This window comes from Ralstonia sp. VS2407 (assembly GCF_052950655.1).
Genome location: NZ_JBRFVG010000007.1, coordinates 144,530 through 159,909, shown reverse-complemented (window position 1 = coordinate 159,909; position 15,380 = coordinate 144,530). Strand labels below are relative to the sequence as shown.

The 15,380-nt window shown below is 65.1% G+C and carries 13 protein-coding genes; all 13 read left to right on the top strand.

The genetic code is table 11. The features are described from left to right. Window positions 1–11: 11 nt before the first annotated feature. The 13 genes from ACU8YE_RS13945 to lnt all read left to right on the top strand — a co-directional run bounded on the left by ACU8YE_RS13945 (window position 12) and on the right by lnt (window position 15,345). Entirely contained in the window at window positions 12–905 is an 894-nt protein-coding gene (locus ACU8YE_RS13945; RefSeq protein WP_446928956.1) for a MaoC/PaaZ C-terminal domain-containing protein, read from the top strand. Window positions 906–909: 4 nt separating this feature from the next. Continuing rightward, entirely contained in the window at window positions 910–2,229 is a 1,320-nt protein-coding gene (locus ACU8YE_RS13940; RefSeq protein WP_232041993.1) for an acetyl-CoA C-acetyltransferase, read from the top strand. Between the two features lie 103 nt (window positions 2,230–2,332). Continuing rightward, a complete protein-coding gene (locus tag ACU8YE_RS13935) occupies window positions 2,333–4,072 on the top strand; it encodes an AMP-binding protein (protein ID WP_414560189.1) in 1,740 nt (579 codons plus the stop codon). A gap of 20 nt (window positions 4,073–4,092) precedes the next feature. Further along, complete coding sequence (locus ACU8YE_RS13930; RefSeq protein ID WP_316868333.1) at window positions 4,093–4,998, top strand: DUF1571 domain-containing protein; 906 nt, start codon at window positions 4,093–4,095, stop codon at window positions 4,996–4,998. Window positions 4,999–5,209: 211 nt separating this feature from the next. Then, complete coding sequence (locus ACU8YE_RS13925) at window positions 5,210–6,139, top strand: OmpW/AlkL family protein (RefSeq protein ID WP_260803047.1); 930 nt, start codon at window positions 5,210–5,212, stop codon at window positions 6,137–6,139. A gap of 139 nt (window positions 6,140–6,278) precedes the next feature. After that, entirely contained in the window at window positions 6,279–7,277 is a 999-nt protein-coding gene (locus tag ACU8YE_RS13920) for an NAD(P)/FAD-dependent oxidoreductase (RefSeq protein WP_446928955.1), read from the top strand. 90 nt (window positions 7,278–7,367) lie between these two features. After that, window positions 7,368–7,781 (top strand): hypothetical protein, encoded by a 414-nt coding sequence (locus tag ACU8YE_RS13915; RefSeq protein ID WP_343619332.1) that lies wholly within the window; start codon window positions 7,368–7,370, stop codon window positions 7,779–7,781. A gap of 52 nt (window positions 7,782–7,833) precedes the next feature. Beyond that, complete coding sequence (gene miaB, locus ACU8YE_RS13910; protein WP_446928954.1) at window positions 7,834–9,204, top strand: tRNA (N6-isopentenyl adenosine(37)-C2)-methylthiotransferase MiaB; 1,371 nt, start codon at window positions 7,834–7,836, stop codon at window positions 9,202–9,204. A 21-nt stretch (window positions 9,205–9,225) separates the two neighbouring features. Beyond that, window positions 9,226–10,218: a PhoH family protein gene (locus ACU8YE_RS13905; protein ID WP_446928953.1), complete on the top strand. Its 993-nt coding sequence runs from the start codon at window positions 9,226–9,228 to the stop codon at window positions 10,216–10,218. A gap of 2 nt (window positions 10,219–10,220) precedes the next feature. Next, a complete protein-coding gene (ybeY, locus tag ACU8YE_RS13900) occupies window positions 10,221–11,006 on the top strand; it encodes an rRNA maturation RNase YbeY (RefSeq protein WP_322017724.1) in 786 nt (261 codons plus the stop codon). A 371-nt stretch (window positions 11,007–11,377) separates the two neighbouring features. After that, window positions 11,378–12,712 carry a hypothetical protein gene (locus ACU8YE_RS13895; RefSeq protein WP_446928952.1) on the top strand — a complete coding sequence of 445 codons (1,335 nt, stop codon included), beginning with the start codon at window positions 11,378–11,380 and terminating at the stop codon, window positions 12,710–12,712. Between the two features lie 163 nt (window positions 12,713–12,875). After that, window positions 12,876–13,769, top strand: coding sequence for an HlyC/CorC family transporter (locus tag ACU8YE_RS13890; RefSeq protein ID WP_232041983.1), 894 nt, complete (start codon window positions 12,876–12,878; stop codon window positions 13,767–13,769). Between the two features lie 64 nt (window positions 13,770–13,833). Continuing rightward, a complete protein-coding gene (gene lnt / locus ACU8YE_RS13885; RefSeq protein WP_446928995.1) occupies window positions 13,834–15,345 on the top strand; it encodes an apolipoprotein N-acyltransferase in 1,512 nt (503 codons plus the stop codon). Window positions 15,346–15,380: the final 35 nt, after the last annotated feature.

Here is a 15,380-nt window from a genome sequence, read left to right as displayed (position 1 = left end):
TGCCCTCTCCAATGATCGCGACCCAGACGCTGGTGACCGAGCCGCCGTCGGCAGGGGCATTGGCCTGGCGCGCGCTGCTATCGCAACGCAAGGGCAAGCGCGGCGGGCCGCTGCCGCGCCACACGCTGGTGCGCCAGGAAGTGCCGCTCGAAGCCGAACACATCGCGCAGTACGCGGCGGTGTGCGGCTTCTCCTCGGCGCATGGCGTGCCAATGACGTATCCGCATCTGCTGGGCTTTCCGTTGCAGCTCATGCTGATGACGGAATCGGCGTTTCCCTACCCGGTGATCGGCCTGGTTCACCTGTGCAACACGATCCGCCAGCACCAGCATCTGCAGGCTGGCGAACGCGTGCGCGTGGAAGTGCGTCCGCGCCGGTTGTTCCACCATGCGCGCGGGCAGGCGTTCGCCATTGAAACGGCCATCATCAGAGGCAGTGCGGTGGTGTGGGAATCGCTTTCCACCTATCTGCGCGTGGGCGTGTCTTCTCCGCAGGGCGCGCCGTTGATTGCGCTGCCCACGGCACAGGACCTGTCGCCCATTGGCCGCTGGGATGTGCCTGCCGACACCGGCCGACGCTATGCCGGCGTGTCGGGCGACTGGAACCCCATCCACGTATCCAACATCGGCGCGAAGCTGTTCGGCTTTGCGCATCCCATTGCCCACGGCATGTGGACGAAGGCCCGTGCATTGGCGGCGCTGCTGCCGGCCGCGCCGCTCACGCAAGGCGAAGTGGTGGCCGAATTCAAGACACCGCTATCGCTGCCGGGAGAGGCGACGTTGTGGCACGCCCCCTCAGCCACACCGGGCCGCGCATTTGAAGTGCGCAACGCCGCAGGCGACAAACCCTATCTGCGCGGCATGCTGACGCTGCCGCAAGCACAACAAGAACACACGGGAGACTGAATCCATGCTCGTCAACGCGCAGGTGCGCCGCGTCGCCATCCTCGGGGGTAACCGCATTCCGTTCGCCCGCTCGAATACGGCGTACGCCACGGCGTCGAACCAGCAGATGCTGACCGCCGCGCTGCAGGGCCTGATCGACCGCTTCAACCTCCACGGCCAACGACTGGACGAAGTCGTGGCCGGCGCAGTCATCAAGCACGCGCGCGATTTCAACCTTACGCGCGAAACGGTGCTCTCCACCACGCTCGCCAAGCAGACGCCCGCCTACGACATCCAGCAGGCATGCGGCACGGGGCTGGAAGCCGCCATCCTCGTCGCCAACAAGATCGCGCTGGGGCAGATCGATGTGGGCATTGCGGGCGGCACGGACACCACTTCCGATGCGCCCGTCGGCCTCAACGAGAAGATGCGCAAGATCCTGCTGGAGGCCAATCGCGCCAAGTCCACCGGCGCGCGCGTCAAAGCGCTGGCCGGCCTGCGGCCATCAATGTTCGTGCGCCCCCTGTTGCCGCGCAACAGCGAGCCGCGCACCGGCCTGTCGATGGGCGAACATTGCGAACTGATGGCCAAGCGCTGGGGCATCCGCCGCGAAGACCAGGATGCGCTGGCCCTGCGCAGCCACCACAACCTCACGGCCGCCTACGAGCGCGGTTTCTTCACCGACCTGATGACCGCGCACCTGGGGCTTGATCGCGACAACAACCTGCGCAGCAACCTGACCCTCGAGCAACTGGCGAAGCTGCAGCCGGTGTTTGACCGCAGCGCGGCCGGCACCATGACCGCCGGCAATTCCACGCCGCTCACCGATGGCGCATCGTGCGTGCTGCTTGCCAGCGAAGACTGGGCACGCGCGCACAACCTGCCCGTGCTCGCCTACATGACCTGCGCGGATACGGCTGCCGTCGATTTCTTCAGCGGCACGCCGGAGCAGAACGAAGGGCTCTTGATGGCGCCTGCCTATGCCGTCTCGCGCATGCTGCAACGCGCGGGGCTCACGCTGCAGGATTTCGATTACTACGAGATCCACGAAGCCTTTGCCGCGCAAGTCCTGTGCACGCTTGCGGCCTGGGAATCGCCCGAATACTGCCGCGAAAAACTGGGCCGCAGCGCCCCGATGGGCAGCATCGACCGCAGCAAGCTGAACGTGAATGGCAGCTCGCTCGGCACGGGCCATCCCTTTGCCGCCACGGGCGGGCGCATTGTCGCGACGCTGGCCAAAATGCTGGCGCAGCGCGGCAGCGGACGCGGGCTGGTGTCGATCTGTGCTGCGGGCGGACAAGGCGTCGTTGCCATTCTGGAGCGCCCCGAAACGATGTCGCACTAAACCGCTCGGGCCGAAAAACGGGAACGGCCTGGGTCTATCAAGATTCAAAAACCCGCGCGGCACATAACAAAACCACGCCGCGTCTTTCATGGACGGAGACACCATGAACACCGTTGCCGACCGCAACAGCCTTACCGACCGCATCTGGCTGAAGTCGTACCCCGAGGGCGTGCCCGCCGAAATCAACCCTGATCGCTATCACTCGCTGGCCGAGGTGTTTCGTGAATCGGTGGAGAAGTACCGCAAGCGCGTCGCCTACGTGAGTGTCGGCACCGAGATGACCTACGACGAATGCGAACGCCAGGCCAAGCAGTTTGCGGCATGGCTGCAATCGCGCGGCGTGAAGAAGGGCGACCGCGTGGCGATCATGCTACCCAACAGCCTGCAGTACCCCGTGTGCCTGTTCGGCACGCTGCTGGCCGGCGCCATCGTCGTCAACGTCAACCCGCTGTACACGGTGCCGGAGCTGGCGCACCAGTTGCGCGATTCCGGCGCGCAGACAATCGTCGTGCTGGAGAACTTCGCGCGCACGCTGGAGCAGGCGCTGCCCGGCAGCCAGATCCGCAACATCGTCATCACCGGCATTGGCGACCTGATGGGTGGTGCGCTCAACCTCAAGGGCCGCGCGCTGAACTTCGTGATGCGCCACGTGCAGAAGCAGGTTCCGCCGTACAAGCTGCCCTCGCCGGTCTGGCTGCGCGATGCGCTGGCCGGAGGCGCCTCACGCGCGATGCAACCGGTGCAACTGGCGCCGGAAGACATCGCCTTCCTGCAATACACCGGCGGCACCACGGGCGTGGCCAAGGGCGCGATGCTCACGCACCGCAACATCATCGCCAACCTGCTGCAGGCGGAAGAGTGGTCCAAGAGCATGCTCAACGGCGGCGTGGAAACCAACGTCACGCTGCTGCCGCTGTATCACATCTTCTCGCTCACGGTGAACCTGCTGATGTTCATGACGCTGGGCGGGCGCAATATCCTGATCGCCAATCCGCGTGACACCAAGCGCGTGATCTTCATCCTGCGCAACGAGCGCTTCTCGGGCATTGCCGGTGTGAATACGCTGTTCAATGCGCTGCTGGAAGACCCCGACTTTGCCAAGCGCGATTTCTCGGCCATGAAGATCACCATCGGTGGTGGCATGGCAGTGCAGCGCGCGATTGCGCAGCGCTGGAAAGAGGTGACAGGCCATACCATCGTTGAAGGCTATGGGTTGACGGAGTGCTCGCCGGTCGTGTCGATGAACCCACCGCACGTGACCGAATTCAGCGGCACGATCGGGCTGCCCGCGCCCTCCACCGAAGTGCGCTTCAAGCGCGACGACGGCACGATCGCGCCGCTGGGTGAGCCCGGCGAACTGCAGGTGCGTGGGCCCCAAGTCATGCGCGGCTACTGGCAACGCCCGGAAGAGACCGCCAAGTCCATCGACGCTGAAGGCTGGTTCTCGACCGGCGACATCGGCGTGATGGACGCCAACGGCTACATCCGCCTGATCGACCGCAAGAAGGACATGATCCTGGTCTCGGGTTTCAACGTGTACCCGAACGAGATCGAAGACGTGGTGGCGCTGCACCCCGAAGTACTGGAGGTGGCGGCGATTGGCGTGCCCGACCCGGTGGCCGGCGAACGCGTGAAGATCATCGTGGTGCCGCGCACCGGCGCACTGACCGAGCCCGCGCTGCTCGAACACTGCCGCGCCCATCTGACCGGCTACAAGATGCCGCGCATCGTCGAGTTCCGCCACGAAGAGTTGCCCAAGTCGACGGTAGGCAAGATCCTGCGCCGCGAGCTGCGCGATGCCGATCCGGACATCAATCGCGCCCGCGCGCAGGCGCAGCAATAACAACAACACCGGAGACTCATATGCGCTTGCGTACCCTCGCCCTGGCCACGGTGCTGGCAGGCGCCGCACACGCCTGGGCCCAGCCTGCCGCGTCGGATGCTTCCCCACCTGCGGCAGCCGCACCAACGGCTACATCGCAATCGGCGGCCATTGGCAGCTTTGCCACCATGGACATCGCCAGGCAGACGGCTTGGCTCGGCAGCCAGGTCCACGCCAACGCGTTCGCGGGCTGGTCTGACGAAGATGTCCTCGCCATGGCGCAAGCCATGAAGCCCGAAACGCTGGTGCGCTGGCTCAAGGGCGAAGTGGCCAAGCTGCCCGAATATGAATACCGCATGCGCCGCCAGGAACGCGTAAAAGACCAGTGGCAGAGCCAGCCGGCACTCATGCTCATCCGTTACCGCAACGCACCGCGCCAGGTCTACGCGCGCTGGCTCAAGGGCGGGGCGCACGCCGGTCAGGAGATCATCTACGACGAAACCGTGCGCAAGGACGAGATGTACGGCCACCTGGGCGGGCTCGTCGGTTTCGTGTCGATCTGGAGTGCGCTGGATGGCTCGCTGGCCAGATCACAGTCGAACCACACGGCGCGGGAGCTTGGGCTGCAGTTCATCGTCGATACGCTCGAACGCGACGGACGTGCCCACGTGGCAGCCGGCGGCAGCGGCAAGTTCAGTGAAGCCAAAATGGTGACCGAAGACGGTGAGCGCATGCTGCGGCTGACCTGGGATGCGCCAAGCGGACCGCCCACGTTCTACGCCAAGCGCGTGCGCCTGTACTTTGACCTCAAAAACCCGTGGGTGCGCATTGAAGAAGCGTGGGATGAATCGGGCAATCAGCTCGAGAAAATCGTCATTGAGAGCGTGACGCGCAAGACCTGGAACGACCAGACTTTCAACCCTAAAAATCCGGAATACAAATTTTAGACAGCAGCCCGGAGACCGTTGTGGGCCAAGGCTCCGCCGACCGGTGGAGAGTATGAAACGAGACTAGGGGAAACCCCTTGTTGCGTGCGTACACGCTAGAGGAAAACTTCGATCATCGCAGCGCAACCGAACAAAAGCGCTGCGTTATGCTGCGGAAACACAAATCGCCACACCAAGGCGTGATAACAATCCAATCCAGAGAGACAACCACATGAACCGCACCGCCCGTCGCCTTGCTGCAGCCCTTGCCTGCGCTGCCGCCAGCACCCTTGCCGCCCCCCTGGCTCACGCCCAATCCACCGCAGAGGCCAACGTGGCTGCAAGCGCCAGCAGCGGTAGCGGCAGTGGCATCAGCAGCAGCGGTGGCGGCTTCAGCGGTTTCATGGACAACTACGTCTGGGGCCGCAACGTCATGGCACTGGGCTGGTTCTACATCCGTCCGATGGATTCGGCCACGCCCCTGACCACCACCACCAGCGCGCTGGGTCTCGGCACCTACCAATCGCCAGGAACTGACGTGAAAGTCAGTAACGCCAATACGCTGTCGCTCACGTTCACGCACTTCTTTACCGACAACATCGCCGGTACGTTCGTGGGTGGCGTGCCGCCCAAGTTCAACCTGTATGGCAGCGGCAATGTGATCGCGCCGGTGCCGGTGGTGGGGCCGCTGACGCTGATCAACCTGGGCCTGCCGCAGAACAACCCGGTCGCCACCGTGCGCGAATGGAGCCCGGCGATCGTCGCGCAGTACTACTTCGGCACCAAGGAAAGCAAGCTGCGCCCCTTCGTCGGCGCGGGTGTCAGCTACAACTTCTTCACCAACCTGAGGCTGAACCAGAACTTCGTCAACGGCCTGCAGAACCTGGGGCAGGTGCTGCAGCTTGGCATGGGCCAGGTTCCGACGGGCCCGGCCAAGGTGACGGCAGAAACGTCCAGCTCCTGGACGCCGGTCGCCAACGTGGGCGTGTCGTATGAGTTCGCCAAGAACTGGACCGCCATCGGCACGGTGTCGTACCTGCCGCTGAAGACGACCTCCACCATCACGATCCGCAGCCAGCAAGGCCAGGTGCTGGCGGTCAACAAGACCGACATCAAGGTCGACCCGATCGTGTTCGGGCTGGCGGTGGGTTACAAGTTCTAAGCCGCAGAATTGCTACATCGCAAACGCCACCTCCGGGTGGCGTTTTTCATTGGGGCGACACCCGATATCATGGCGGACTGTTACGCGCCGATTTGCGCGCCGATTCCCGGATTCTCCGCTCCGCACCTACGTCACATCCATGAGCCAGCCTTCCATCGCCATCGTCGGAGCCGGCATTGCCGGTGTTGCCTGTGCCAACGCGCTTGCCGCGGAAGGCATTGCCACCACGGTTTATGAGCGCTCGGGCGGGGTCGGGGGCCGGCTGGCCACCACGGTGCTGCCCGAGTCCGCCCCCGCGTATGCGTTCGATCACGGAGCGCAGTCGTTCAACGTGCGCAGCGAGGCCTTCCGCCGCGCGGTGGATGCCGCTGGCCGTCAGGGCTCGGTGCTGCCTTGGCCCGCGCGCTGGGGCCATCGCACGGCCGACGCCCTGCAAGCCGATTCACGCGACGAAGCCCGCTACGTCGGCTTGCCCGGCATGGGCGCGCTGGTGCGCAGCCTGGCCGCGCCGCTGGATGTGCGCTTCGGCCACGCCGTCACGCGTGTGACGCACGATGGCCGGCGCTGGACGATTGAGCGCAATGGCACGGACGCCACCCACGCCGACATCATCGCGCTGGCGCTGCCCGCGCCTGAACTGCCGGCACTGTTTCATGGCGCCACGCCGGCGTTGCTGCAGGAAGCCATCGCCCCGGTGCACTACGCCCCATGCTGGGCGCTGATGATGGGCTTTGCGCAACCGCTGGATTTGCCATACGACGGCATCCGCATCGACGACGACATGCTGGCCTGGGCCGCCCGCGACAACACCAAGCCGGGGCGCGTCATGGTCGATGAATCCTGGGTGGTGCATGCGTCGCCGGGCTGGTCGGCTGCGCATGCCCTGGACACACCGGAGCAGGTGCTGCACGCCATGCACGCCCGCTTTGCCGAAGCCTTCCCGGGTACGCCGGAACCCGATTTGATGGCCGCGCACCTGTGGCCGCACGCGCTGGTCGAGCAGTCTGCCGGCATGCCCTGCCACTGGGACGCCGCCGCGCGCCTCGGTGCCTGCGGTGACTGGTGCGAAGGCCCACGCGTGGAGGCCGCGTTCCTGAGCGGTGTCGCGCTGGCCGCCAAGATTGCCGAAGCGCTATAAGAGTTCGGCCCGGAACGCTACAATATCGGGTTGTCTCGTGTTTCGTGTGCCGGGTCGCTCACCCGGCGGTGGCTTTCTCCTGATGACGCCATGCGCACCCGACGCCAAGTCCTCGCCCTCGCCTTTGCTGCCCTTGCTGCGGCATCGGCGCCGTTGCTGTCTCATGCGCAGGTGCTGCGCAACATTCCGGCGACGGCTCCGGCGGCCCAGTTGACCGTCAATTCGGCCAACGCCGGCACGCTGAGTACCGGCAGCACCGGCATCGTCCGCATCCTGCTGTTGGGCTTTGGGAGCAGCAGCGCCGACGTCCGCTTCGCCCCGGGCGTGCGGATTCTGTCGTTGGATGGGCGCCTGCTGCCGCCGGGTTCGGTGGTCGGCCAGACGTTCAAGGTGCGCTACCAGCTCGATCTGTATCAGCAGTTGCTGACCGCCTGGGTTGTCAGCGATGACGATTACAAGGCTGCGGTGGCTGCGCAAAGTCAGGCGCAAACGCAGTCCCAGTAGTCAGAACACCCCACGAAGCACGTGCCCCCAGGTCAACCACTGTGAACGGCACATGAAAAAAGTCTTCATCAAAACCTACGGCTGCCAGATGAACGAGTACGACTCGGACAAGATGTCCGACGTGCTCAACGCGGCTGAAGGTCTCGTCCCCACCGACACGCCCGAAGATGCGGACGTGATCCTCTTCAATACCTGCTCCGTGCGCGAAAAGGCGCAGGAGAAGGTGTTCTCCGAACTCGGCCGCGTCAAGGCGCTCAAGGCGCTCAAGCCGGACCTCGTGGTCGGCGTGGGCGGCTGCGTGGCCAGCCAGGAAGGCGCGTCCATCGTGGCGCGCGCGCCTTACGTAGACGTGGTGTTCGGTCCGCAGACGCTGCACCGCCTGCCCGACCTGATCGCAGCGCGCCGCCGCACGGGCCGGTCACAGGTCGATGTGTCGTTCCCCGAAATCGAAAAGTTCGACCACCTGCCGCCCGCGCGCGTGGATGGCGCCAGCGCCTTCGTGTCGATCATGGAAGGCTGCTCGAAATACTGCAGCTACTGCGTGGTGCCGTACACGCGCGGCGAAGAAGTCTCGCGCCCGTTCGAGGATGTGCTGGCCGAAGTGGCCGGCCTGGCCGAACAGGGCGTGCGCGAAGTCACGCTGCTCGGCCAGAACGTGAACGCGTACATCGGCAAGATGGGGGACACGAGCGAGCGGGCGGATTTTGCGCTGCTGCTCGAATACGTGGCCGAGATTCCGGGCATCGAGCGCATCCGCTACACGACCAGCCACCCGAAGGAATTCAGCTCCCGCCTGATCGAGGCCTATGCCACCAACCCGAAGCTTGTCGACCACCTGCACCTGCCCGTGCAGCACGGTTCAGACCGCATCCTGATGGCGATGAAGCGCGGCTACACGGTGCTCGAATACAAGAGCAGCATCCGCAAGCTGCGCGCGATCCGGCCGAACATCTCGATCGCCACCGACTTCATCGTCGGCTTTCCGGGCGAGACGGATGCGGATTTCGCCAAGACGATGGACCTGATTCACGAGATCGGCTACGACACCTCGTTCAGTTTCATCTACAGCCCGCGCCCAGGCACACCGGCCGCCAACCTGCACGACGATACGCCGCAGGCCGTCAAGCTCGAACGCCTGAAACATCTGCAGGCGACCATCGAAGCAAACGTAGCGCGCATCAGCCAGGGCATGGTCGGCAGCGTGCAGCGCATTCTGGTGGAAGGCCCGTCGCGCAAGGATCCGACCGAACTGCACGGCCGCACCGAGAACAACCGCGTCGTCAACTTTGCGCTGCCCGACCTGCCGCAGGCGCGCCGCGACCAGTTGATCGGCCAGATGCTCGACGTACGCATCGTGCACGCCTTCCCGCATTCGCTGCGTGGCGAAGTGGCGGAACAGCGTATGGCCAGCGCAACCCACTGATCATCAACACGACCCGACTTGATGAAACCCACCATCGCAGAATTCACAGCGCCCAAGAACGACAACACGCGCCTGCAGAACCTGTGCGGGCCGCTGGACGAGAACCTGCGCCAGATCGAGCAGGCGCTGGACGTGACCATCAACCGGCGCGGCAGCAAGTTCACGGTGCGCGGCGCCAACGCACAAGGCGCGGCCAACGCGCTGGAGACGTTCTACAACGCCGCGAGCGAACCGCTGTCGGTGGACGACATCCAGCTGGGCCTGGTGGAAACCCGCCAGGTCGCCGCACATGGTGCTTACCTGCCGGAATCGAGCGCCGACGAGCCGGACGGCAATGATTTGTCGCCGGTGCTGCACACGCGGCGCACCGATCTGCATGGCCGTACCCCGATGCAGCGTGCGTACCTGCGCAGCATCCTCTCGCACGACCTGTCGTTCGGCATCGGCCCGGCAGGTACGGGCAAGACGTATCTGGCCGTGGCCTGCGCGGTGGATGCGCTGGAGCGCGACGCCATCAAGCGCATCGTGCTGACGCGCCCGGCGGTGGAAGCCGGCGAACGCCTGGGCTTCCTGCCGGGCGATCTCGCGCAAAAGGTGGACCCGTACCTGCGCCCGCTATACGACGCGCTGTATGACCTGCTCGGCTTTGACAAGACGCAGAAGATGTTCGAGCGCCAGATGATCGAGATCGCACCGCTGGCCTACATGCGCGGGCGCACGCTCAATCATGCCTTCATCATCCTGGACGAAGCCCAGAACACCACGCCGGAACAGATGAAGATGTTCCTCACGCGGATCGGCTTCGGCTCCAAGGCGGTGATCACCGGCGACACCACGCAGATCGATCTGCCGCGCGGCCAGAAGAGCGGCCTGATCGAAGCGCAGCACGTGCTGCGTGACGTGCGCGGCGTGGCGATGACGCGCTTTACCAGCGTCGACGTAGTGCGGCACCCGCTGGTGGCCCGCATCGTCGAGGCCTATGACGAATTCCATGCACAGCACAAGGACGCCTGACCGTGGCCAAAGCTAAAACCAAAACCAAGAAGACCCAACCCGAAGCCACCGGCCCGCGTGTCGACGTGTTCGACGCCAAGGGCAAACCCAAGACGTTGGATGCCAGCGCCCTGCGCATCGCCTTCGCCGACGGCCGCAGCCTGATCATCAGCGTGCCCGACACTGCCGATGGCGCCATCACGCTCGTCGCGGAGCATTCGGACACCAACACGAATGCCATGCTGTCGCTGCGTCCCGAGCACCATGACAGCATCACGCTTCGCGTTGAAGCAGAACCGGTACAAACCGAGCGAACCGAAGACCTCGACGACACGTTCGACGGCGCTCAAATGCTCACGCTCGACCTGACCGTGCAGTACGGCGACGAACTCAAGGCCGCCGCACGCAAGGCGCTGCCCAAAGAGCAGGACATCGAGGCGTGGATCGCCCCCGCACTGTTTGCCGATGCGCAGCTCAACGTGCGCTTTGTCGGCGAAGAAGAGGGCCGCACGCTCAACCGCACCTACCGTGGCAAGGACTACGCCACCAACGTACTGACCTTCTCTTACGCAGAGAGCGCCGAAGACCCGGTCTCCGCCGACATCGTGCTGTGCTGCACGGTGGTGGAAAAGGAAGCGAAGGAACAGAAGAAGCCGCTGCTCGCGCATTACGCGCATCTGATCGTGCACGGTGCACTGCACGCCCAGGGCTACGACCACGAAGACGCCGCCGATGCAAAGGAAATGGAAGGCATCGAAACGCAGATCCTCCGCGACCTGGGTTTTGCCGATCCGTACGCAGATCGTTAAAGCGCCACACGCTTGATGTTCAGACGCCGGCCTCGCGCCGGCGTTTTGCTTTTGGATGTTCCTTTCTTGCAGCATGCCGTTTCAACACTGAATCAACCCGCATTAAGAAAAACCCAGTCCTGACAACGGTTTACGGGTTTTCCTCCGCCATTCGGCGCAGGCTTGCGCCGTTCGAATCGCGCATACACATCGCACAGGCCGTCGGCCATCCGGGACCCTCGCCGCTCTCCGTATGGCGCATGGGTTTTGCCGTAGCGATTTCTATCCTCCACGCATAAGCCGCCGCTCGAGCGCGCTTCACGAATTCGGCGCAAACGAGCGCCATCGGCCAGCCCGCGCACAGACGGGCAAGGCCACGCGGGGAGGTCATCATGCGTCAACGCTTCATGGACAGCATTCCGTGGGCCACGCTGCTGGTTGGCGTGGGTGTCGGCACGGCGCTCGCGGTCACGCCGCGCATCGCACACGCTGATCACAAGCAATCGTGCTATGCGGGCATCGTCGTCGTCTTTGACGGCGCGTGGCATCCGGGCGCGGTGGTCGGCTGCCGTACGGTCAACATTTCGGACAGCAACAACGTGGTCGGCGCAGAGGTGAACCTGATGGTCGCGCAAGGCACCATCCGGCCGCGCGTGCAGGCGGTGGTGGGCAGCACGAGCGTGCAGGCGCTCATTGGCGGCGGCTACGACTTTGCGAGCAGCAAGGCACTGGTGGGCGTCGGCGCCACAGGCGACCATTGGCTCGCGGGCGTCGACATGGAAATCGCCGGACGCTGGACGGCCTACGGCGGCGCGAGCACCCTGGGCCGGTATCACAGCAATTCGCATCCTGCGGACCCGGCACCTGCCGCAACCGCGCCGACGAGCAACAACGACGCGCCACCACCCAACGGCAACAACACGCCGCCGTCCAAGCCCAGTCCCACACCGGCACCTGGCGCATCGCCCAGCCCCAGCCCCACTCCGGCCCCAACACCCAGCCCCGGGCCGAGTCCGTCGCCGACACCGAGTCCCACACCCACACCCACACCCACACCCGCACCGACACCGACGCCAGTCCCAACGCCAACGCCGAGCCCATCGCCAGTCCCATCGCCGTGCGGAAGCTGCCACGGAGGCGATCACCATCCCGGGCACCACCATGATCACGACCACGATCATGACCACGGCGGTCATCACGGCGGCGATCACGACCATGGCGGCGATGGCAATCACGGTGGCAACCACGACCATGGCGGCGACGGACACCACGGTGGCGATCACGACCATGGCGGCAACGGCAACCACGGTGGCAGCCACGACCATGGCGGCAACGGCAACCACGGCGGTGACCATGATCATGGCGGCACCGGCAACCACGGCGGCGACCATGATCATGGCGGCGACGGCAACCACGACGGCGACCATGATCATGGCGGCGACGGCAACCACGGCGGCGATCACGGCCATGGCAGCGACGGCAACCACAGCGGTGACCACGATCATGGCGGCGACGGCAACCACGGCGGCGATCACGGCCATGGCAGCGATGGCAACCGCAGCGGTGACCACGATCGCGGCGGCGAACGCGACGACTCCGGCGGGCACAGCCAGCATCATGGTCAGGGCGACGGCGGCCCGGGCCAGAACGACAATCATCAAGGCAACGATGGCAGCAACACGCACGGCAACGGCCAGCAACGCGGCGGCGACGGCGGACGCGACTGACCGCTCCCCCTTCGGCAGAAGATCCGTCCTTAACGCGCCCGAACCCGGCCTCCGGATGTGAAATAAAAGTCACTTCCGGAGGTCGGGCGGCCACCCCGCGTCATCGGGACGGCAGGGCTTTTGGTGTATGCTGGGCCGATGTTTAACGACGCGCGACCGCGCCATGAATGATCCGTATCCCAGTCCGAAGCCAGCCGACAAACCCCGTACGCTGCTGGAACGCCTGACCGACCTCATCTCGCCCGAGCCCGAATCGCGGGCCGAGCTGCTCGAAATCCTCCAAGACGCCCATGCGCGCAGCCTGATCGACGCCGACTCCCTGTCGATGATCGAAGGCGTCTTCCAGGTCTCAGACCTGTGTGCGCGCGACATCATGATTCCGCGCGCACAGATGGACGCGCTGAACATTGCCGACGCGCCGTCCGAATTCATCCCGTTCGTGCAGGAAGCCGCGCATTCTCGCTTCCCCGTCTACGAGGGCAGCCGCGACAACATCATCGGCATCCTGCTCGCCAAAGACCTGCTGCGCTTCTATACGGACGAAGGCTTCGATGTGCGCGACATGCTGCGCCCGGCCGTGTTCATCCCCGAATCCAAGCGATTGAACGTGCTGTTGCGCGACTTCCGCGTCAACCGTAACCACATCGCCATCGTCGTCGATGAATACGGCGGCGTGGCCGGCCTCATCACCATCGAAGATGTGCTCGAGCAGATCGTCGGCGACATCGAAGACGAATACGACTTCGACCAGGAAGAAGACAACATCCTGCCGACCGCCGATGGCCACATGCGGGTGCGCGGGCTGACCGAAATCAGCCAGTTCAACGAAGCCTTCGGCACGCATTTCTCCGACGAAGACGTCGATACCGTGGGCGGGCTGCTGTCCAATCACCTGGGCCGCGTGCCACACCGCGGCGAGAAGATCGTCATGGGCACGCTGCAGTTCGACGTGCTGCGCGCCGATGCGCGCCAGGTGCAGGTGCTGCTCGTGCGCCGCCTCACCGCGCCGGCCGGCGGCAATGCCACGGCCGACACCTCTGGTTCCCACCCCGCCTGATCCTTCCGTGCCCGCTCAGTTCTCTTCCCCTGCCGCAGCGTCCCGTCGGCAGGACGCCCAAGCTGTGCCGCTCGCGCGGCTACGTTTTGCGATGCCAATGGCAGCGCTGCTTGGCGTCATGCATACGCTGTCGTTCGCGCCGAACCACTGGTGGTGGCTGCAGATCCTCTCGCTGACGGGGCTGGCCGCGCTGGTGCAGCGCGCGCCGCGCTTGCGTGACGCGGCATCGGTTGGCTATGCCTTCGGGCTCGGCTGGTTCCTGTCGGGCGTGTGGTGGCTCTATATCAGCATGCATGTCTACGGCGACATGCCGGCATGGATGGCCGCGCTGGCCGTGCTGCTGTTTGCTGGCTATCTGGCGCTGCATCCGGCGCTCGCGGTGTGGGCATGGCAGTGGATGACGCGACGCGGGCGGTGGTCTGGTACCGCATCCGCGCTGGTGTTTGGCGCGGCATGGGCCGTCACGGAGTGGCTGCGCGGCACGGTCTGGACCGGCTTCCCCTGGATCAACGGCGGCTACGCGCACACCGATGGCCCGTTGGCCGGCTATGCGCCGCTGGTGGGCGTCTACGGCATCGTGCTGATCGCCGCCGTGCTGGCCGGCCTGCTGTGTGTCGCGGCCGAACGCCGCCTGCATTGGCTGGCGGGCATTGCGGGCGCGCTCGTGCTGGTGGCCGGCTGGCCGCTGCACAGCGTTGCGTGGACGCAGCCGGTGGGCAAGCCCATTTCCGTACGTCTTTTGCAGGGCAACGTGCCGCAAGACGTGAAGTTCCAGCAGACCGGCATCGAGCGCTCGCTGGAGCTGTACACCAAGATGGTCACCGAGAAGCCCGCGCAACTCGTGGTCACGCCCGAGACGGCCTTCCCGATCATGATCCAGGAGATGCCGCAGGACATCGCCTTGGCCATTCGCACCTATGTGGATACCACCGGCTCCAGCGTGCTCTTTGGTGCCGCCAGCGAGGACTCGCGCGTCGATTACACCAACAGCGTGTTCGGCATCGGCCCGCAATTCCAGGGCGTGTACCGCTACAACAAGCACCACCTCGTGCCCTTCGGCGAGTTCATCCCCTTCGGTTTCCACTGGTTCGTCAACATGATGAACATGCCGCTGGGCGACTTCCGGCGCGGCCTGCCCGTGCAGCCGCCAATGGCGGTGGCCGATCAGCGCGTCGCGCCCAACATCTGCTACGAGGATTTGTTTGGCGAGGAGATTGCCGCTTCGCTGCGGCATGCGGACCAGCCCGCCACGATGCTCGCGAACGTGACGAACCTTGCGTGGTTTGGCGACACGATCGCGCTGGACCAGCACCTGCAGATCTCGCGAATGCGCGCGCTGGAAACGGGCCGTCCGATGCTGCGCGCCACCAACACGGGCGCGACCGCCGTGGTGCGACCGGACGGCAGCGTGCAGGCGCGCCTGCCCGTCTTCACGCTTGGCACACTGCAGACCGACGTGCAAGGCATGCAGGGCTTGACGCCATTCGTGCGGGCCGGCAACGCGCCTGCGCTGGGCCTCGGTGCGCTGGTTCTGCTGGTGGCATTTGTGCGCCGCCGCCGGGCATCGCCAGATTGATCGTTCAGCGTCCGGAGGGCTTTCGAGCCACTTTC